Consider the following 19,757-nt stretch of genomic DNA (forward strand, 5'->3'; position numbering starts at 1 on the left):
AGATCCCTTCTTCCTAGTTAAGGAGGGATCTATTTTGTGTATATTATCTATTCATCTAGCAATTCTATATTTTTTTTATAAGACCTTTTAAGCGAAATGGTATCAAAAGTTATGTAAATCAAAACAAAAAATATCGTTGGTAAAATAATATCGATTGCACCACTTAAGCTATTCGGCATTCCTTCAAAAATAAGCATGAAGACTAAAAAGAAAAATCCTACACCTAATCCTTGCTTCACAATACCTTTCTGTTTTTTAGATAATTGTTCCTTCGTCACCACGTTTACATGCTCCATACCTGAGAGCATATATCGAGTAAACGTATAGATTAAAATAAAGAATGTACTAAAAAGTACAAAGCTATATCCTTCTAATGTTCCCCAATCAAACCAACTAGACAAAAGCAATAATGAAAATAAAACTACTGATTGAATTACAGCTGCCTCAGCTATAAAATACACAATACGATTTCGCTTGTATTCATCTTCTGGTAACAAAAAGTTTAAAAAAGACCGCATTATCATAACTCCTCCCAAAATAAATCATTTAAAGTCTTGTTTAGAGCTTTCGCTATCGCAATACATAATTGAAGGCTTGGGTTATACTTTCCTTTTTCAATCAAGCCAATCGTTTGTCGTGTTGCACCCACCTGATTTGCTAGTTGCTCCTGTGTCATTCCCATTTCCATTCGAGCAAATTTCATTTTCTGGTTCATTATGGTCCACCCTTAAAGTCATATATATATTACTTTTGTAATATATATATTACATTTTTCATGTAAATAATGCAACAGTTTGAGATGTCAAACTGTTGCATTACATTACCTTATCTTCCTTTGCTTAAGTAAGCCAATCAGCATTGGCAAGAATACCCCTATGAGGAGTATCGGGATAAACCACTTTCCAAATCCATTTATCCAGTCCATTGCGATAGAAATCGATTCTATCAAAATGGCGGACAAAACGATTAGACTGCTGTTTTTTAATTGGTTTAACATTTTTCTACTATTCAAGTAAAAGGCTTCTGCATTAGATTCATTAAGTCGTTTCGGATAATTATGTGCCTCAGGATGTTTTTCAAGTGCTTGCATCATGAGTAATAAAAATCCCCCAACTACTGGTAGGATGAGCAATTCCCATTTCTTCCCCCACCGGTCCACTTCTCCCAGAAAATTATAATGTGCCGGAACTTCTGAAGGCAGACTGCTCCACACAACTAAGAGGAGAATGATTGAACCAACATAAATTGATAATCCTATCATATCCCATACTCTCTCTGAGGTTGTTTTTTGAATCATTAACTTCGGTCTCGAATAACTCACTGATTTCACCTACCTGATAGTACTTAAGGAATCAATTTCTCCGCTAATGGCATGGACTGCATATTGACAGTCTAACTTTCCACATAGGACAAACTTACGCTGATTCGCATCAAAAACGTAGCGGGGATCCAGCTGCAAGTATGCTTTTAACTTCTTATAGGCTAATTCACGTGTGAGGATTTTACCGACAGTTTTTTCAAAATGTGCAAACATCCCTAACATTGCTTCATTATCCAAGTAATTCACAACGGTAAAATCATCTGGGTCTATAATAATTAGAAGTTTTCTTTGAAAGATAGTACCACTATCCTTATTCATTCTTAAAATAGCATGGATATAGCCCTTATCACGGTGGAGCGTTTTGACGACCCACATTCCACTATCATTCTTATATTCTACGCTTAGAAAATCCCTTATTAGATGGATAGATTTCTTTACCTGTTCCTCCGTGATTGGTTTGGAATCAGGTGAAGGCACTTGATGAAAAGCATCTTCCGGGTTAATGACTTCTTCCCAATTCAGCTCTCTTCTCTCCATCGATTTGCCATGTATCGGCTCTTCCCAGTACATAGTTTCTTCTACTGGTAAATAGGAATTGGCATCCATGTTCAGCTCAAAAGGGATGGTTGATGATACATCATTACGAATAAAAATTTCTTCTATCCCATAAACAGGAATTAGCTTCTCTTGTTCAAACGAAGGGTAATGTATTAATTTTAGCTGTTTCATTACAAGGTCTTCCATTTGTTCAATCGTTAGCGTATATTCCTCCCTTTCTATAACTTCTTCTGTAGGGGCTACGATATTACTTGTAAACATCGTCAATCTAGCTTGTTCATCAAATTGAACGGTGATATAGCCGGATGATAAAGGAATTCCGTCGATGCATTCACTGAATTGAAGATTCCCCTCATCCTCCTTATGTATTAAAAATTGTTTATGATATTGTAGGCCTGTTTCCTGTTCAACCCATTTTATAATGTCATCTGTGGAGTAATCTTGAAAGGATACACCATTGGCAAAGGTCTTCCCTTCCACAAAAATCACACTTGAATATTTTTTACTATCTATTTCCATTTCAATTGATGCTGTTCCCTCTGGATTATAGTCGCCATCATGATTTACTTCGTGATTTGGGAACCATTCCATTGATAACGAATAGATTGTTTCATGAAATAGATTTACTCTTCGGTATAGTTGATGCCTCTTTAAGAAATAACCATCTAAGCCAAACCTCGCTCTTGTATCGTTGATTAATGCTTCTATTCTTTTGTCCATATGATTTCTCCTCCCAAGGCAGTTTTCGTTTCATACTTGGTTAATTACGCAACAAACTAGAGGCACTCTCTATCATTAATACGGAAAAAGTCCCTTTAAAGTTTCACTTGGAGGAGTGGTTTTCTATTTATAACCCTTACCTCTTTTGAGTGTAAGGGTTTATATACATTACATTATTTACATCTCTCGACCTGCGGCACCAGGATTACTGTTAGCCATTTTGCGATTATTGGTACTAGGGTCATTGTTCGTAGTACGTCTTCCGCTTCCGAGATAAATTGGCTTAGCCCTTCTTTGATATTGGACCATCTTATCAAAATCACGTTCAATCATCAGGCTCTACCTCCTTTCTTTTATTAAAATCCCCTGAAGACCGAACAGTATTAATGTAAAAAAATAGCTTAATTAGTTGTACAAGCCTATCCAGATGAATAGAAATAAATAGATAGATTTAAGGAATAGGAGTGTTAACCTTGGGAGTATTTTTCAGTTACATTTTATTAGGGCTATCTCTGGCAGCACCTATAGGCCCTGTAAATGCTGCTCAACTAGATCGGGGAATTAAAGGCGGATTCCTCCCAGCTTGGTTTGTAGGGCTGGGAGCTGTTACAGCTGATGCTTTTTATATGGCTATTGTTTATCTAGGAATTATCCATGTACTTGAAGCACCGTTTATACAGACATTCCTTTGGTTATTTGGCGGATTTGTATTAATTTACACCGGGATAGAGAGCATGGTCAGTGCAAAGGAGATAAAATCCATTGACCAACGCCACAAAGAACCACTACAAAAGTCATTTTTTACGGGATTCATTATGTCGCTTACGAATCCGTTGTCCATCCTTTTCTGGCTAGGAATTTATGGTTCGGTACTAGCAAAAACCGCTCAGAATTACGGATATCAAGAGTTACTGCTTTATAGTGGTGCTATTTTTATTGGATTACTGACATGGGATGTCGTAATGGCAACACTATCAAGTAGTTTCCGGAAACTATTGAACCAGCGTGTGTTAACCTTTATTGCTTTTACTTCAGGATTAATCCTGGTATGCTTTGGACTATATTTTGGATGGCAAGGGATACTACGATTAATCCATTAAGCAGTTTGTTTTTCCTTTTTCCATCTCTTTCTTAGGATTAGGATAAATAAACCGATAACAGCTATAATACCTAGGCTAATAAAGAACCCTGGACGATTTGCTTTATCTAGTAATGTACCGCTTACTCCAACTAGCAAAAGTAAGATACCAATATAATATTTGATTCGTTCTTTACCTGTAACCTCGATTAGTTTGATGGCAGATAGTATAATGAACAACCAATTATATAGAAGCATCAAACCCGCACCTGTTGTTATATAAGTATATATTTTTTCTGGTAAAACCAAGGATAAAATTATGGAAACAGTTATTCCTAGTATCAGTAGAACTAAGGAAGGCAGCGGAACCGCAAGCTTTCCTTTTTTTGCAAACAAAGAAGGAGCATCCCCATCTTCCGCTAACGATACTAGGATAGTCGTAACTCCATAGAATGATCCCACCATCGTAGAGAAACCAGCAATAATTAAAGCGCCATTAAAAATATGTGGAATAAAACCTAAATTAAAGTCTTGAAGCGCTGTTAGAAAAGGACTTTTTTCCGTATTGATTCCATCCCACGGAACAAGTAATAAAGCTAGGATTAAAGCTATCGTATAGATTATGACTATCGTAAAAATCATTACTTTACCAGACTTCGGTGCTTCATTTGGATCCTTAAGCTGTGTTGCCATTAGCCCCATCACTTCAATTCCACCAAAAGCATAAAACGCAAATATAAGACATGTCCAAAATCCAATTACTCCTGTTGGAAAGACATCTCCTATCCTCTTCGGAACTTGAAGATTGTCGGCACCACCCACAATTCCAAACACAAAGGCAGCTGCTATAACGATAAACATTAATATCGCAGCCAGTTTCATGACAGCAAAGATATTCTCAATTTTGCTGAGCTTCTTTGTTCCTACAAGTAAAACAAATAGCCCTAATACCGCGTAAATGATTGCAGATATCCATAAAGGTAATTTCGGAAACCAAAACTGGTTGAAGATGGACAAAGCAGTTAGCTGACTACCCATAATTAATATTTCTACAAACCAATAAATCCAACCAATGCTAAATCCAGCCCAACGACCGTATGCCTGTTTGGCATAAGTGCGAAAAGCACCTTTTTCAGGCTGTTTGGCTGTCATCTTTGCTAACGCATCAAATACAATGTAGGTTGCAATACCTGCAAGAATCATCGCAAATACAATCGATGGACCACCTTGTTGAATTCCAACACTAGAGCCTAAAAAAAAGCCAGTTCCGATCGTACAACCGACACCAAATAAGGATAACTGCCACCATTTCATATTTTTATTATCTTGATTTGATTGAGCCATTGGGTATTCCTCCTGTTTATATGGACAGTATATAAAATCCCCAAATTGGTCTAAAAAAACCTTAAAAAGTAATGGCAGTTCCATCTAATCATAAAATAAAATACCACACTTAAATCAATAATAAGTCGTACTGTGAATATTCACAGTACGACTTATTGCGAGCTTTATAATAGGAGAACCTAAACGGAACATTTATCCTTGGTTGTTATGGTTATATATTAAGGGTGAAAGATTACTTTAACCGACTCTATCTCACGATTAACTATCTTTCTAAAGATATCTGGCCCTTCTTCTAATGTCGGTCGATGAGAGATCATTGGTGACGATACAATTTGTCCTGTACTCATGTAATGTATGGTAGAACTCCACTCTTTACCTGGAAACGGTGTAGAAACCGCATTCCATGAACCATAAACTGTTAATTCATTACGAACAATCTTTTCAAAGAAAAAGCGTTCAATATTAATATCTGCATACGGTATACCTAAAAATACCACTTCTCCACCTTTGCGCGGTAGAGCAAATATTTGCGAAGAGGTAATTGGAGACCCAGCAGACTCAATTGCAATGTCCACACCATGACCATTTGTATATTCCATTATTTCCTCATGAGCTAACTTGTCTAATGAGTTAATTACGACATCCGCACCAAGCTCTTTAGCAATTGCCAATTTATTATCATCAATATCAATTGCATAGACTTTTTTGGCACCAAATATTTTCGCCCATTGTACGGCGAGTAGGCCAATACTCCCCACACCCATAATGGCTACTTCAGCACCTGGTTGAATTTTTGTTCGATAAAATCCGTGTGCTACTACCGCTGATGGTTCTACCATTGCTGCGGTATCATAATCTACGTTATCAGGAAGTGGAATGACGTGAGTTGCTGGAAGCTTAGTATATTCAGCATATGCACCAGGACGATAAGCTCCAATAACTGACAACTTATCACAACGAGAAGGTTCACCTTTCTGACAATAAATACATTCTCCGCATATAAATGCTGGACAACCTGCAACTCGGTCACCAACTTTTACATTCGTTACCTTTCTTCCTACTTCGACAACCTCTCCTGCAAACTCATGACCAAATGTCATTCCTTCCACATATGGTCCAAGTTTTTTGTAACGAGACGTATCAGATCCACAAATGCCTACTGCCTTCACTCGAATAATGACTTCATTTTCGTTTTCAATGGCTGGTTTGGGAGTGGACTCTTCATATCGAAGGTCTTCAATACCATATAAATTTAATGCCTTCAAAACAAACACCCTTTCCCTTGCTGTGTTTAACTAGCTGACTTATTTCCAGTTTTTTTGCTACTAGTATAAATTTTATAAATTGCGATACCAATAACTATCGTGTTAAATATCAATTGATGTTCAAAATAATACGCACTAATAGCTCGAAAAGGTCCTAACATAAAATCTAATAGAGTTTCTACCATAATACTTCCCCCTCATTTCATAACAACCAACGTTATCCTATGCTTAGTAGGTAGATGTTGAGACACCACCATTAACAATTTCAATTGCACCACTTGCACCTATTCGGTTTGCACCAGCTTCAACAATTTTAATAGCGTCATCAAACGTTTTCACACCGCCTGCCGCTTTTACACCAATCTTAGTTCCGGCAACTGAACGTAGTAACCGAACATCTTCTACTGTTGCTCCACCACCATTAAATCCTGTAGCTGTTTTAACAAAGTCTGCTCCTGCAGCAATGATTAACTCCGTTGCTTTTACTTTTTCTTCATCTGTTAATAAAGCTGTTTCGATTATTACTTTTGTTGTTAACCCATTTGACGCTTCCACTACGGCAGCTATATCATCACGTACAATATTGTAATCCCCAGACTTAAGCGCGCCTAAGTTAATTAGCATATCGATTTCTGTAGCACCATTACGGATAGCTTCTTTTGTTTCTTCTACTTTCACATGGGTTGTTGCTCCACCCAATGAAAAACCTATCGGAACGCCTACTTTAATCTCATGTGGCGATAGTAGACTAGCTGCATAGGAGACATAATAAGGATTCACAAATACCGTTTTAAATCCATGCGTAATAGTCTCTTCACAAAAAACCTTAATGTCCTCGTTTGTAGCGGTAGGTTTTAACAATGTGTAATCTATTATGTTAATCAATTCTTGCTTGTTCATTATAACTGTCCTCCTTATCATAGTTCTCTATTATTCTACTGGGGTTAGTAATACCTTAATCGCTTCACCACTTTTAATAGATTGGTATGCCTCTTCCCATTGTGTAATATCAAATACATGAGTTACTAAGGCTTTAGCATTCACTTTCCCTTCGTTCATTAGGGCTAGAGAAGGCTCCCAGTCTGCAGGTTTTTGACTACGACTACCTACGACTCTAATTTCTTTTTGAATGATTTTTTCTAGGTCGAACATGATTTCAGGCTGAGCAAATAATCCAACTTGTGCATATTGACCTTTTTTCCGTAGAATATCTAGGCCTTGTTTTGCAGCAGGGACTGCTCCTGAACACTCGAGTACCACATCTGCTCCGTATCCATTTGTTAATCTATTAACAATTTCTTTTAAATCTTGCTCTTGTGTGTTGACTATATAGTCAATTCCAACTTCTAATGCTTTATCCAATCGCACTTTATCATTGGTTAGTCCAGTAATAATAACAGTAGCTCCATAGCTTTTTGCTACCTGTGCCGCTAAAAGGCCAATGGGACCAGGACCAATAACTACAACAACATCACCTTGATTAATTTCTGTTTTAGAAACCGCATGGTACGTACAAGCTAATGGTTCTGTCATTGCTGCAGATTGATAATCTACATTATCTGGCAGAAGATGTACACTTTCCTTCCGGGCAATTAAATATTTTGCAAATGCTCCGTCTTGCTGCGTACCTAGTCCTTTTCGGTGATTACAAAGGTTATAATCTAACGTATTACAGTATTCACATTCCCCACAAATGTAAAAAGTTGTCTCAGAAGTGACACGATCCCCTACTTTAAACTCGGTTACATTTTCACCAACTTCAACAACTTCCCCAGAAAATTCATGGCCTAACGTTACTGGGACAGCAACTTTATAATGACCTTCATATGTATGAATATCCGAGCCACAAATACCTGCATATTTTACTTCAATTTTCACTTGATCTGGACCAGGTGATGGTATCGGTTTCTCTTGTACTTCTAAATTACCATAGCCTAATTCCGTTTTTACTAGAGATTTCATGGATGTATTCCTCCTTATGCCGTACTACTACTATCAACAGATATTAGTGAGGAATCCCATTCCCCACTAATATTTAGCAAATTAATTAGTTGAACAAATCAAACACTCTCCAGATAATCCAGTTAACTAGGTTACCACCTTGGTCGATACTAGAAACCGACGCTGAACCTTCTGGTAAATTAATCTTTGCATCAACAGCCATTTGAGTAAATACAGGTGCAATATCAGTTGCCATATAAAGAGATAATGCAATCATGATTGTACCAACAATTACGGAGTGAATAATATTTCCTCTTGCAGCACCAACGATGAATGCGATTACAAACGGGATAGTAGCTAAGTCACCAAAAGGCAAGACATTGTTGCCCGGTAGGATTACAGCAATTAATACTGTAACTGGTGTTAAAATTAGTGCTGTTGCAATAACGGACGGGTGTCCTAAAAGTACAGCCGCATCAAGTCCGATTGTAATATCACTCTCACCAAACTTTTTGTTTAACCAATTACGTGCCGATTCTGATACAGGCATTAAACCTTCCATCAGAATTTTAACCATACGTGGCATTAAGATCATAACTGCAGCCATCGACATACCAATGTTGATAATTTTACCAACATCATATCCAGCAAGTGCACCAATTGCCGCACCTAAGATTAAACCAATTACCATAGAATCTCCGAATATACCAAATCGCTTTTGAATAGAATCTGAGTCTGCTTGCAATTTGTTGATCCCTGGTATCTTTTGAAGACCTTTTACTAAGAAGATAAATGGAGCATATGAAATAGTACTACCTGTCGCAACGGAAACACCTGGCATTTCGTAGAAGTCTCGAACCATCGGCGTAGTCCAGTCTGCAATCTTAAGACATACAATTTGGAAAAGTACAGCAGCAATTAAACCTTGAATGATGCTGCCAGAAATAGAGTAAATTACAGCAGCCATAAACGTGTAATGCCAGTAGTTCCAAATATCAACGTTCATAACCTTGGTTGTTTTTGTTAATAGCATGACAACGTTTACAACTAAACCTAAAGGTATAATAAACGCTGCCACAACAGATGCCCAAGCAATGGATGATGTTGCCGGCCAACCGACGTCAATTACGTTTAATTCCACCCCTAGACGATCTACCATGCCCTGCGCTGCAGGTCCTAGGTTGAGTGTCAATAAGTCAATAACTAAGAATATACCAACAAACGCAACCCCGATTGTTAAACCTGAACGAAATGCTTTACCAGGCTTTTGTCCAAAGAATAAGCCGAGTAAAAATATTGCTACTGGAAGGATAACAGTTGCCCCTAAGCCTAAAAATCCTTGTATAAAATCAACGAATGATTCCATCCTTTTCTTCCCCCTATTAAAGCAAATTAGTAGTCCTCATTGTCCTATTAGGCCAGGCGCAATTATATATTGCCTGACCTATAGACAATTTCCTAATTACTATTTTTTAATGCCTCTAAGATTTGCTTTTTAGTATCCTCTACACCAATACCAGTTAAGAAATTACGTGCATTGATAACTGGGAATGGATATTCAGTTTTTGTCATTGCAGTTGTTACTAAAAGATCTGCTGAATCTACATAGCTACCTACTTCTGCAATCTTAATTTGAATTAGATTCACATCGATATTATGTTCTTTTGCCATTTCTTCAATAGCACTATTTACAACAGTAGAAGTGGCAATGCCTGCTCCACAAGCTACTAATACGGTCTTTTTCGCCATTATCTTTCACCTCCTTCAAATGCCCTAAGGTCTAATTTTTCTTCTAGTAGATTTTTAATGTTTGACTTATTTGTTTCTTTAACTAATGCACTTAACGTTTGTTCATCTTGGAAAATTTTCATTAGTTTTTGTAACAGCGTTAATTGAGAATGTGCTTCATCCATCGCCAGCATGAAAATTAGTTGAACCGGTGTAGTTTCACTGTCATCCCCCATGATGACAAAATTTACTGGATGTTCAAGAACTGCAACACTAATAGTCGCTTGATTTACGTGTTCAACATCAGTATGTGGTATTGCAACAGAAACACCTGCAGTCGGTAATCCTGTAGCAAACTCACTCTCACGCTTTAGAATCGCTGAAATAAAACTTTCCTTTACTAGTCCTTTATCTACTAAATTCCTAGCAATGTTCTCCAATACAGTTTCTTTTGTTTCACCTTTTACATTTAATAGAATCACAGATTCATCAAATACTAAGTTCCCCATTGTTGTCACTCCGCTTCTTTTATTTCCCCAGTTGCGTTATTTATTTGTATATTTTTGGATTATTTCATATACAGTGTTAATGGAATCAGCATTTATCAAGCTAACCCGGTCTTTCTCAGATCCTACCATATTCATTAACTGCATTAATGCATGGATATGCTGCTGCTTATCTACTGCAGATATGGCAATAATCAAATGAATCTTATAATCATTGGTATACGATATACCATTCCTTATCCGAAGTAGACTCATCCCAACCTCATTAGCCCCATCCTCTGGTGCAGCATGTGGTATTGCCACGCCCGGTGCGATGACGATATACGAATCCTCTTTACAGTAACGAATCATAGCATCAATATATCGTTCTTCTATCTTCTCCAGTTCCAAGAGGGGCTTTGCACTTAATCTCACTGCTTCATCCCAAGAATCAATTGAATCAACTAATGTAATTGTTTCATGATGTATTAAATCTCCTAATTTCTTGTCATTTCCTGTAACATCCTGACTAACATAGTGCCCGCTTTCGTTTGGCTCAAGATATTTCTTCAACTCTTCCTTTAGTTGACTCCTATTATGAATAGAGGCATGTTTAGAAATAATTTCTAATAGACTATTTACATCTACATCTTCTTGTACAAAACCATGAACACCTAACATTACTTGTTTTCTAAGGCGGTACTTTTCTTCTTTACCAAGGAAAACCTTCGTTACAAATAACTTTTTGTCTGTTTCTAAATTGATTGGAGAAAAAACCACATCATATTCTAATGGGTATCTCAAGAATTGTCGTACTGACAAGTTATCCAGGAATACAAACTCTGGAAACAGTTCTCTTAATTCGTTAAAGAGTAATCTTGAGACCGATACACCTTGTGGACAAACTACAATTGCTTTTACTTTCTTATCAATACTCTCACCATGCTTGTTCATCCACCCGCCTATTAACATTGTGATGTAAGCCGTTTCATTATCTGGTATTTCCACTCCTATTAAATCCTGAAGTGGACCTATCGAACGTTTAACTAAGTGATGCAGCTCTTTGAATTCCTTACTTACTGTTCCTTGAAAGAGGATAGTATCTGTAAGATGATATTTAATTCTATAGTAAGCAGGCTTCATATGTTGCATGAGCTTATCTAGTAGTTGATTACGATCCTGAAGATAAATACAAGCACTTTTTTCAAAAAGTCTTAACATATTATCGATTGCCGGTAATAATTTCGGTATCACACTTTCTTCCATAAACTCTGTTGAAAAGACATTTGTTGTGAGTAAATGAAGCGTGATAAAAAGCCTTTCGGATAATGAAATATCCTTCATATCATATAGAAGCTCTTCTGTTGCTTTATATTCTTTTGTATTGGAAAGCTCCTTATATTCAATCGGAAAGGAGTTCAACTGATGTCCATTTTTAATTCTTCTTAATATAAGAAGGATGATAAATGGCATAGCTCGGATTCTCTCATCAGTGAATTCCAAGCTAAGTTGTTTTTCAACTTCTTCCACGCGCTTCTTAAATTCAGTAACATCGTTATCTTGAATACTAGCAATCTTTTTTAGTAGGTTATCACCGTTAGTCATTTGTAATATGTAAGTGGTCATATGCATAAGTAATTTACGAATATGAAACTCCTCACCCTTGAGTAAATAACCAAACTTTCTCGAATACTTAATAATTAAATCGTAATCTTCCACATATTTTTGTGCCTGCTTCAAATCATTTAAAATGGTGTTTTTACTAACAGCCAGTTCAAAAGTAAAATGATTTAAAGACAACTCCTCTTCTGAACTTAATAGCATCAGGATGATAAGATGAACCCGCTCTTCTTCTCGAAGAACTATTGCATCTGTATCATTTGCAGTTTGTTCATGGTTACCACTAAACTTTGTAAATATTGCTTGGTTTATAACAAAATGCCCTTGTCTAGTCCTCTCAATAACCGGAAAGCCGTTGCTTACCAGCCATTCATTTATCTTTTGAATGCTATAACCAAGTTGTCTACGGGTTAAATTAAATTCCTGTTGAAGATCTGTACTAGTGATACTAGGATTACTAGTTAATTCCTCTAATATATACTTGTGTCTATCACTTAGACTCATTGATATCTCCCCTTGACATCTATATTGTAACACCTATTATACACCATTTGTAATCGTTTTCATCACAATTAATTGAACAATCTATGTTCAATATTGTGATTTACATAATAAATCCTAATAATCACACATGTTGTTCACTTTTATGTACAATTTTACTTTTGTTTTGAATCGATTTTTATAGGAGAGGTTTGGAGTAAATCTCGATAAATTTTGAAAGTCATTTACAATGCAAAAAAACAGCCCCTATCCATCTAAACTGTACCCTGTGTAGTAGACACATTAAAAAAAGTCTGCTGCACAGGGTATTTTTATGTACAATAGATTAAAAACAGTGCGGGAGAGATAGTATGAGTAAAAAATTATTCACGGAAAAAGAGATCGAATTACTAGCTAAAAATCCATATGTAAAATCCGTAAGTCCCAAAGGTATTACCTATTCAGATGAGTTTAAGGAGCACTTTATAACTCAATATGAACAGGGGAAGTTTCCTAGAGAGATATTTGAAAACTGTGGGTTCGATACAGAGGTATTAGGTATTAGACGGATCGAGTCTTCTGGCAAAAGATGGCGAGAAGCATATCGTAAACACGGGATTCTAGGACTCCGTGACACAAGGTCAGGAAACTCAGGTAGACCAAGGGAAAGAGAGCTTTCCACTGAAGAAAAATATGCAAGATTAGAGGCCGAAAATAACCTGTTGAAAGCAGAGAATGAACTATTAAAAAAGATACGATTCGCCGAAAGGGGGATGAAGAAATAAAATTGTCGACTGACCAGAAATTCAACCTTATTCATTCCGTTATCGAAAAATACAATCTAACAGGGATGGTATCTCACCTCTGTAAAGCAGCTGGAGTGTCCCGTCAAGGTTACTATAACTACTTTTCAGCTAAACAAGTTCAGAGAAGGAAGGATCGGGAGAGAAAGGATGCATCCCTCAGAGACCTTGTTTTAAAAGCATACAATTTCAAAAACCGTAAGAAAGGTGCTCGCCAAATTAAGATGGTATTGGCAGGTCAGTTTGGTGTTGTCTTCAATCTCAAGCGAATCAGAAGAATCATGAAGAAGTACGGAATTGAGATTCCTTTTAGGAGAGCGAATCCTTATAAGCGCATTATTAAGGCTACGCAGGAGCACAAGGTCGTCCCGAACTTACTTAACAGGGAATTCAAACAAGGAATCCCACACAAGGTCCTTCTTACGGATATTACCTATCTATATTTTGGAAAGGAAAAAGGGCCTATTTATCAACCATTATTGACGCTTCCACCAATGAAGTCTTAGCTCATCAGGTCTCTGATCGAGTTACTCTTGATATCGCTACGGATACACTTAAGAATTTAAAGAAAAACAGGAGAATCAAAATGGCTAAAGGAGCCTATATACACTCTGATCAGGGAGGTCACTATACCAGCCCTGTTTATCAAAAGCTCGTGAAGAAATTCAGATTGGGACAATCCATGTCTAGGAGAGGGAACTGTTGGGACAACGCCCCACAGGAATCATTCTTTGGTCATTTTAAGGATCTGGCTGGTATAAAATCATGTGAAACCTTAGAAGAGCTTAAACAAGAAGTGAAAGCTGCTATCCACTACTACAATCACTACAGATATCAATGGAATATGAAAAAGATGACCCCTGTTCAATACAGAAATCATCTTCTTAAAGTAGCCTAGCTTTTTTTAAAATGTCCTTTACAAGGGGTACAGATTAATCTTGGGGCTGTTTTTTTATTACCTTGAGTATCGATATTTTATAGCTATACTATTTCCTTAATCTTCCTCTTTCAATAATCTAACCGCTTCATCAAATTCAGCATTAATCGCTGGATTTGGTTTATACGTTAAAAAGCTAACGATAACTGTTACAATTAAACTTAATATAAATCCAGGTACAATTTCATAAAGCATACCAGAGAGATTTTCATTAGTCCCCCAGATAACTACTGTAAGCGCACCTACTACCATCCCAGAGAACGCACCTATACCAGTGATCTTTCTCCAATATAGAGATAATAAAATGACAGGACCAAATGAGGCACCGAATCCCGCCCAAGCAAATCCAACTAAATCCAGAATCGTTTCATTTCTAGTCCATGCGAAGAATAATGCTGCTATCGAAACAACTAAAATCGACACCCTCCCCAAGAATACATATCTTGACTCAGTCGCATCCGTTTTTACTACTGCCTTATATAAGTCCTCAATTAATGCAGATGAGGTCACAATTAGCTGGGATGAAATCGTACTCATAATAGCTGCAAGAACCGCTGCAAGCATGATACCAGCAATAAACGGATGAAACACTACTTGACCGATAGCGATGAAGATTGCTTCCTCATCTACAAGTGTTGCTCCAGGGTTTTGTTGAAAGTATGCAACACCTATTAATGCAACTAGAATAGCACCAATTAGAGAAAGTATCATCCAACCAATGCCTATTCTTCTCGCCTGCTTTGTTTCTTTTACACTCTTAATCGCCATAAATCGAACAATAATATGTGGTTGGCCAAAATAGCCTAATCCCCAGGCAACTGATGAGATAATACCGGCTACAGTTGTACCTGCAAATAGGCTCAACAGTTCAGGATTAACAGCTTTTATGGAATCAGCTGTTTCATCAATTCCACCAGTTAAAAATACTGCAAACGTCGGAACTAGGATAAGTGCCAGGAACATGATCAAGCCTTGAACGAAGTCCGTATAACTAACTGCAAGAAAACCACCAAACAAGGTATATGCAATAACAACTGCAGATACAATTAATAACCCAGAATGATAACTTAATCCAAATGAACTTTCAAAGAACACACCACCAGCTACCATTCCAGAGGATACATAGAACGTAAAAATAATAGTATAATAATACCGGCCGCAATGCGAAGTACCTTCGAATTGTCCTTTAATCGATTATCCAGATAACTAGGAATTGTGATGGAGTCATTAGACACTTGCGTGTATGTCCGTAGACGTGGGGCAACAAACACCCAGTTTAAATAAGCCCCTATCGTTAACCCAATAGCAATCCAAGCCTCACCCAAACCGGAAACATAAATGGCTCCTGGGAGTCCCATCAATAGCCAGCCAGACATATCAGCCGCACCAGCACTAAGTGCAGTAACTGCGGGACCCAGCGATCTTCCCCCTAGCATATAATCATTCAGATTTTTTATTCTCCGATAGGCATACCAACCAATTGCCAGCATTCCTAGCATATAAATAATGATGGCAAGAAGCTGATAAAACTCTTCATTCGACATCCTTTCTCCTCCTTTTTCCTTATTTAATTTATTATAAAGAAAAGTCATGCTATTTGCACTACTTCTTCTCATAACTATGCAGAATACCTACTAATTAAAACAACCTTTTCATAAGAATCATGTTACTAGGCGAAAATATAAAAAAGAGAATGGGATGAACAAATGAATACATTCGTATATTTTTTTCTAGGATTTGGATATCTATTTCTTCTACTATGGAGTATTAGCCTAACTAGAAAGGAGAAACATCTCAAACTTTCTAATATTATCTTGTTAGTCATTATTGGACTTATCTATGATAACTTTATCATTGCTCTTGGAAGTTGTATTGGTGAGGGATCCTTACTAGAAAACCTTAGCTATCCTAGGTATTGGTTACATGCATTATTTACACCAACCCTCATTCTGTTTGCATGGTCTATTTGTATGGAGGCAGAGATTTCCTTGGCAAAGAAGACTTTTGTAAAAGTTATAGCATTTCTACTTACCTTGTGTTTAATAGGATATGAACTTTTTACATCCGTTATAGGAATTGAGCTTTCCGCCAATTGGGAAAATGGCTTATTAACATATGAAAGCAGCAGCCAATCGATGAATGGTGTTATGGTTATTGTTGTAACAACCGTTCTAGTAGGTGTCGGTTTTATTCTCTGGCGAAGGCTTCATTTTCCATGGTTATTTATCGGTACACTCCTGATGATATTTGGGAGTGGAATAGGTTTATGGATGAAAGACTTTCCTGTGATGAATATATTAGAATTTATTTTACTGTTTTCTCTTGTTTTAGCTAAGCGATTTACTAATGAGTAAAAAAACAAACACGTTTCTCAAGGAAACGTGTTTGTTTTAAGTATACAATCTAACAGTACTATTTTATCTCCAGTTCATATTCTTCATGTTCATGTAATCCCTCATCATTTTCAACATGAACCGTCATATGATAAGTACCTGCTTTTGTAAATGTATGATTAACGGTGTACTCTCCTGGATTAACCTCCACAGTACTTACCCATTCTGTTGTTTCATCATCACTTAAGATTTCGTAGCGAACTTGTGCACCTTCTAGTGGTTTTCCATCTAAATGTAGATGTACTGAAAGTTCTGTGTCCGAATTTACTTTTGTGCTCGCCGGTTCGATAAATTCCATTTTAAACCCTTCTGCATGATGTCCATGTTCATGGTCTTCCGAACCGTGTTCATGGCCCTCTGATTCATGTTCATGATCAGCAGCATCATGTTCCGTATTTACACCTTCACCAATAGTAATTGATTTCTTCGGCATCGTGTGCAATTCTCTAGCAGTTGTGTGAGCATACATTTCATATATACCATCTGCATCAAAGGAAACTTCAGCAGTGTAAGTACCATCCTCGTTATTATTAGCCTCAACTGTTATACTATCGTCTTCGTTTCCTTGCAACCAGTATTCGAATTCCACTTCATCTGCATCGACTACTTTCTCATCGCCATAAGTAACGGTTGCTTTTAATTCAACACTCTCTCCAACAGCAGCTTTTTCTGGAACGTCAAATACTACATCAAGGGTTTTTAGTTCTTCTTCTTTTTCTGACTTTTCGTTATCCTCTTCATTACCACAAGCAGCTAAAGCTACTAGAAGAAATAAAGACAACAACAATATATATGTAATCTTTTTCATTTCTTTTCCTCCAACTATTTAGGGTGAACTTTACCATGATTTTAACAGTGGGAGGTAGTAAATTCAATGAAATCCATGTGAAATATATGTGAATCTATTCAAATAGGATTAAATGTTCACGGAATATTCATATGGTGATCAGCAGCAGTTCTCGAGATAAAAATTATCCTTTCATGAAGTTTAAAAAGTCCTCAATCTTTTCCTCTTTTCTACTGGAAGTTACCATATAGACAGAACGTTTGGGAACTTCCGTTGTTGGGGTAAAAGACACTTTAGAAATTAAACCGTCTCTTTCATATTTATCCTTAATGCTTGCCAACATAAATCCGATGCCTTCACCTTTTAACAAAAGTCGCAGTGCAACTCCTACATCATCTACGCGGTACCGCATCGTCTCATGTTTTCCTACCTCCATCTCGAACCAGTCTGAGAATTCATTCCCCCAATTATAATGTATAAATGGGTTTGCGCGCAGATTTTTAGAATTAACCGAAGCTAACTCATTCACTAACCTCGGCTCTCCTACTAGGACTATTCTTTCCTCTCTAACTTTGTACACCTTAAAATAAGCCGATGTTGGTGGGGTATATACAAAACCAACGTCTATTAATCCGTATTGAATTTTCTCAACAATATCCTTGGAATGACCTGTAATTAACCGAAACGAAGTATTAGCATTAGTGGTTTGATAGGTATGGATTCGGTCTAATATCGGTGTCTCCCATAGTGAATTCATCCCTCCGATTACCAAATTATTGCTGAACTTCGATTGGATTCTAACCGTCTTTATCCCATCACTCATTATTTCTAGTGTTCGTATAGCATAAGGTAAAAAGGCTGTTCCTGCGTTGGTAATTTCCACATGACGCGTTTTCCTTGTAAATAGTTCCTCTCCAATTTCCTCTTCCAACAACTTTATTCTCGCTGTGATAGTCGATTGCACGACATTCATTTCTTCCGCTGTTCGAGTAAAGTTTTTACTACTAGCAAGAGATACAAAAGTTCTTAATTGTTCCAGGTCCATTAGTTCACCTACTATTAATTCATTTTATTGATTAAAACTATTAAAATAATTCGTTTTTATTATGAGTATTCCTCCATTACCATTCATTATAGGAGGGGTAAGATGACTAGGCAAACTTATATTCTTGCAATTCTAATTTTTCTACTTTCCACAGGTGGATATATGGCAATGCCCTTGTTTCCTTTGTTAACAGATATACACGATATAACCTTAACAATGGCGGGCACATTAACAGGTATTTATATATTTACACAAAAAGCAACTCCTGTTATTTTCGGACCTCTTGGAGACATCTATAGTCATAAAAAACTAGCTATCTCTGGAGAACTAATCAGAGGCATAGGTTTTATTGGAGTAGGAAGTGTTTCTGATTTCTTCATGCTAATCCTTTTTACTTCATTTGCCGGACTAGGTGGAGGGGTTGCAAGTTCATCCCTACAGTCACTAATGATGCATAGTACTAATCGTGATAAAAGAGCGAGAGTATCCTCATTAAGGTCATGCGCAACCAATGCTGGCTTACTTGCAGGACCAATCTTAGCTGGTCTCGTTATTTGGACTGGACACTTTAATTTTGTTTTTATTACTGCGGGGATTATGTATATACTTGGTGCGGTCTTATTAATGGTGTTCGTTTATTCATCGGTTACAGGATCACGTTTCAAAAAGTTAACATCCTTTCAATTTAAGGAGGTTCTTAACAATAGAGCATTTATGCGTTTATTAGTTTTCATGCTTTTGTTTCATATTGTTTTTGCACAATTATTTGTCACACTTCCAGAATACGCCAAACAATTGACAAATCATATTCAAACAGTGCTTCTATTAAATGGGATAACAGGTTTAGTGTTGCAATATCCAGTTGGAGTTTTAATCAGTAAATTCAACAGGGCAACCATTTTTATTTATATAGGTATGACACTGATATCCTTATCCTTTATTACTTTAGCAATGTGGAACAATAATTGGATTCTATATATAGCTGTTTTCATGTACGCAATCGGCAGTATATTCATCATTCCAATTATGGAAACATCTATAGCGAATCACTCTGATAAGTCGGGCAATATTGGCTTATATTTTGGGATAAGCAATTTATCTGACGGGGTAGGCAGGCCTATAGGAAGTATAATGGGCGGATGGCTTCTATTCACTTTTCAACCTTCAATAGTTTGGTTGATCTTTTCCATATTTTCCATCGTTATACTCATATATTTTTTCTGTTTTTTAAGAAATACCATTTAGGGAAATA

Annotated in this window: 19 protein-coding genes and 2 pseudogenes; 4 read left to right on the forward strand and 17 right to left on the reverse strand. The window is 36.9% G+C overall.

The features are described from left to right. Window positions 1-47 precede the first annotated feature (47 nt). From G5W_RS0113215 to G5W_RS23795, 5 genes are all read right to left on the reverse strand, one after another. A complete protein-coding gene (locus tag G5W_RS0113215; RefSeq protein ID WP_010097360.1) occupies window positions 48-518 on the reverse strand; it encodes a hypothetical protein in 471 nt (156 codons plus the stop codon). Between the two features lie 2 nt (window positions 519-520). Continuing rightward, a complete protein-coding gene (locus G5W_RS0113220) occupies window positions 521-715 on the reverse strand; it encodes a helix-turn-helix transcriptional regulator (RefSeq protein ID WP_010097361.1) in 195 nt (64 codons plus the stop codon). A gap of 105 nt (window positions 716-820) precedes the next feature. Next, window positions 821-1,297 (reverse strand): DUF1648 domain-containing protein, encoded by a 477-nt coding sequence (locus G5W_RS0113225; protein ID WP_033445692.1) that lies wholly within the window; start codon window positions 1,295-1,297, stop codon window positions 821-823. Between the two features lie 33 nt (window positions 1,298-1,330). Then, window positions 1,331-2,599, reverse strand: coding sequence for a hypothetical protein (locus tag G5W_RS0113230; RefSeq protein ID WP_010097365.1), 1,269 nt, complete (start codon window positions 2,597-2,599; stop codon window positions 1,331-1,333). A gap of 177 nt (window positions 2,600-2,776) precedes the next feature. Continuing rightward, the gene (locus G5W_RS23795; protein WP_010097367.1) at window positions 2,777-2,932 is read right to left on the reverse strand and encodes a hypothetical protein; all 156 of its coding nucleotides are present in this window, start codon (window positions 2,930-2,932) and stop codon (window positions 2,777-2,779) included. A 140-nt stretch (window positions 2,933-3,072) separates the two neighbouring features. Here G5W_RS23795 and G5W_RS0113240 point away from each other — a divergent pair, with 140 nt between their 5' ends. Further along, entirely contained in the window at window positions 3,073-3,699 is a 627-nt protein-coding gene (locus G5W_RS0113240; RefSeq protein ID WP_010097370.1) for a LysE family transporter, read from the forward strand. Here the strand turns inward: G5W_RS0113240 and G5W_RS0113245 are convergent. The 9 genes from G5W_RS0113245 to G5W_RS0113285 form a co-directional block, all read right to left on the reverse strand. After that, entirely contained in the window at window positions 3,696-5,021 is a 1,326-nt protein-coding gene (locus G5W_RS0113245; protein ID WP_010097372.1) for an amino acid permease, read from the reverse strand. The two genes, G5W_RS0113240 and G5W_RS0113245, sit on opposite strands and share 4 nt — an antisense overlap. A gap of 218 nt (window positions 5,022-5,239) precedes the next feature. After that, window positions 5,240-6,286, reverse strand: coding sequence for a galactitol-1-phosphate 5-dehydrogenase (locus G5W_RS0113250; protein WP_010097373.1), 1,047 nt, complete (start codon window positions 6,284-6,286; stop codon window positions 5,240-5,242). A gap of 26 nt (window positions 6,287-6,312) precedes the next feature. Then, window positions 6,313-6,471 (reverse strand): hypothetical protein, encoded by a 159-nt coding sequence (locus G5W_RS23980; RefSeq protein ID WP_010097374.1) that lies wholly within the window; start codon window positions 6,469-6,471, stop codon window positions 6,313-6,315. A gap of 43 nt (window positions 6,472-6,514) precedes the next feature. Then, the gene (gene deoC, locus G5W_RS0113260; protein WP_010097375.1) at window positions 6,515-7,186 is read right to left on the reverse strand and encodes a deoxyribose-phosphate aldolase; all 672 of its coding nucleotides are present in this window, start codon (window positions 7,184-7,186) and stop codon (window positions 6,515-6,517) included. A gap of 30 nt (window positions 7,187-7,216) precedes the next feature. Continuing rightward, window positions 7,217-8,248, reverse strand: coding sequence for a zinc-binding dehydrogenase (locus G5W_RS0113265; RefSeq protein ID WP_010097376.1), 1,032 nt, complete (start codon window positions 8,246-8,248; stop codon window positions 7,217-7,219). 85 nt (window positions 8,249-8,333) lie between these two features. Then, entirely contained in the window at window positions 8,334-9,593 is a 1,260-nt protein-coding gene (locus G5W_RS0113270; RefSeq protein ID WP_010097377.1) for a galactitol-specific PTS transporter subunit IIC, read from the reverse strand. Between the two features lie 92 nt (window positions 9,594-9,685). Then, window positions 9,686-9,976, reverse strand: a complete 291-nt coding sequence (locus G5W_RS0113275; RefSeq protein WP_010097378.1) for a PTS sugar transporter subunit IIB — start codon at window positions 9,974-9,976, stop codon at window positions 9,686-9,688. After that, window positions 9,976-10,464 (reverse strand): PTS sugar transporter subunit IIA, encoded by a 489-nt coding sequence (locus tag G5W_RS0113280; protein ID WP_010097381.1) that lies wholly within the window; start codon window positions 10,462-10,464, stop codon window positions 9,976-9,978. Before G5W_RS0113280 ends, G5W_RS0113275 begins: the two co-directional genes overlap by 1 nt. A 36-nt stretch (window positions 10,465-10,500) precedes the next feature. Continuing rightward, window positions 10,501-12,564 (reverse strand): BglG family transcription antiterminator, encoded by a 2,064-nt coding sequence (locus G5W_RS0113285; protein WP_010097383.1) that lies wholly within the window; start codon window positions 12,562-12,564, stop codon window positions 10,501-10,503. Between the two features lie 347 nt (window positions 12,565-12,911). On the opposite strand from G5W_RS0113285, the pseudogene G5W_RS23355 reads away from it, so the two are divergent. Further along, window positions 12,912-14,241, forward strand: a pseudogene (locus tag G5W_RS23355) (IS3 family transposase). A gap of 96 nt (window positions 14,242-14,337) precedes the next feature. Here G5W_RS23355 and putP read toward each other — a convergent pair. Further along, window positions 14,338-15,824, reverse strand: a pseudogene (putP, locus tag G5W_RS22280) (sodium/proline symporter PutP). A 162-nt stretch (window positions 15,825-15,986) separates the two neighbouring features. On the opposite strand from putP, the gene G5W_RS0113305 reads away from it, so the two are divergent. Next, window positions 15,987-16,634: a hypothetical protein gene (locus G5W_RS0113305; RefSeq protein WP_010097388.1), complete on the forward strand. Its 648-nt coding sequence runs from the start codon at window positions 15,987-15,989 to the stop codon at window positions 16,632-16,634. A 58-nt stretch (window positions 16,635-16,692) separates the two neighbouring features. Here the strand turns inward: G5W_RS0113305 and G5W_RS0113310 are convergent, their stop codons facing one another. Beyond that, on the reverse strand, window positions 16,693-17,481 hold the full coding sequence (locus tag G5W_RS0113310; RefSeq protein ID WP_010097390.1) for a FixH family protein: 789 nt from the start codon (window positions 17,479-17,481) through the stop codon (window positions 16,693-16,695). A gap of 163 nt (window positions 17,482-17,644) precedes the next feature. Next, entirely contained in the window at window positions 17,645-18,505 is an 861-nt protein-coding gene (locus G5W_RS0113315; protein WP_010097391.1) for a LysR family transcriptional regulator, read from the reverse strand. 102 nt (window positions 18,506-18,607) lie between these two features. Between G5W_RS0113315 and G5W_RS0113320 the strand changes: the two genes are divergently transcribed. After that, the gene (locus G5W_RS0113320; protein WP_010097393.1) at window positions 18,608-19,750 is read left to right on the forward strand and encodes an MFS transporter; all 1,143 of its coding nucleotides are present in this window, start codon (window positions 18,608-18,610) and stop codon (window positions 19,748-19,750) included. Window positions 19,751-19,757: the final 7 nt, after the last annotated feature.

It is taken from the genome of Ornithinibacillus scapharcae TW25 (assembly GCF_000190475.1).
GTDB lineage: Bacteria > Bacillota > Bacilli > Bacillales > Amphibacillaceae > Ornithinibacillus > Ornithinibacillus scapharcae.

Bases quoted from the DNA above. Each gene is read 5' to 3' on its own strand.
- G5W_RS0113215 (WP_010097360.1), bottom strand. From the start codon at position 518: ATGCGGTCTTTTTTAAACTTTTTGTTACCAGAAGATGAATACAAGCGA.
- G5W_RS0113220 (WP_010097361.1), bottom strand. From the start codon at position 715: ATGAACCAGAAAATGAAATTTGCTCGAATGGAAATGGGAATGACACAG.
- G5W_RS0113225 (WP_033445692.1), bottom strand. From the start codon at position 1,297: ATGATTCAAAAAACAACCTCAGAGAGAGTATGGGATATGATAGGATTA.
- G5W_RS0113230 (WP_010097365.1), bottom strand. From the start codon at position 2,599: ATGGACAAAAGAATAGAAGCATTAATCAACGATACAAGAGCGAGGTTT.
- G5W_RS23795 (WP_010097367.1), bottom strand. From the start codon at position 2,932: ATGATTGAACGTGATTTTGATAAGATGGTCCAATATCAAAGAAGGGCT.
- G5W_RS0113245 (WP_010097372.1), bottom strand. From the start codon at position 5,021: ATGGCTCAATCAAATCAAGATAATAAAAATATGAAATGGTGGCAGTTA.
- G5W_RS23980 (WP_010097374.1), bottom strand. From the start codon at position 6,471: ATGGTAGAAACTCTATTAGATTTTATGTTAGGACCTTTTCGAGCTATT.
- deoC (WP_010097375.1), bottom strand. From the start codon at position 7,186: ATGAACAAGCAAGAATTGATTAACATAATAGATTACACATTGTTAAAA.
- G5W_RS0113265 (WP_010097376.1), bottom strand. From the start codon at position 8,248: ATGAAATCTCTAGTAAAAACGGAATTAGGCTATGGTAATTTAGAAGTA.
- G5W_RS0113270 (WP_010097377.1), bottom strand. From the start codon at position 9,593: ATGGAATCATTCGTTGATTTTATACAAGGATTTTTAGGCTTAGGGGCA.
- G5W_RS0113275 (WP_010097378.1), bottom strand. From the start codon at position 9,976: ATGGCGAAAAAGACCGTATTAGTAGCTTGTGGAGCAGGCATTGCCACT.
- G5W_RS0113280 (WP_010097381.1), bottom strand. From the start codon at position 10,464: ATGGGGAACTTAGTATTTGATGAATCTGTGATTCTATTAAATGTAAAA.
- G5W_RS0113285 (WP_010097383.1), bottom strand. From the start codon at position 12,564: ATGAGTCTAAGTGATAGACACAAGTATATATTAGAGGAATTAACTAGT.
- G5W_RS0113305 (WP_010097388.1), top strand. From the start codon at position 15,987: ATGAATACATTCGTATATTTTTTTCTAGGATTTGGATATCTATTTCTT.
- G5W_RS0113310 (WP_010097390.1), bottom strand. From the start codon at position 17,481: ATGAAAAAGATTACATATATATTGTTGTTGTCTTTATTTCTTCTAGTA.
- G5W_RS0113315 (WP_010097391.1), bottom strand. From the start codon at position 18,505: ATGGACCTGGAACAATTAAGAACTTTTGTATCTCTTGCTAGTAGTAAA.
- G5W_RS0113320 (WP_010097393.1), top strand. From the start codon at position 18,608: ATGACTAGGCAAACTTATATTCTTGCAATTCTAATTTTTCTACTTTCC.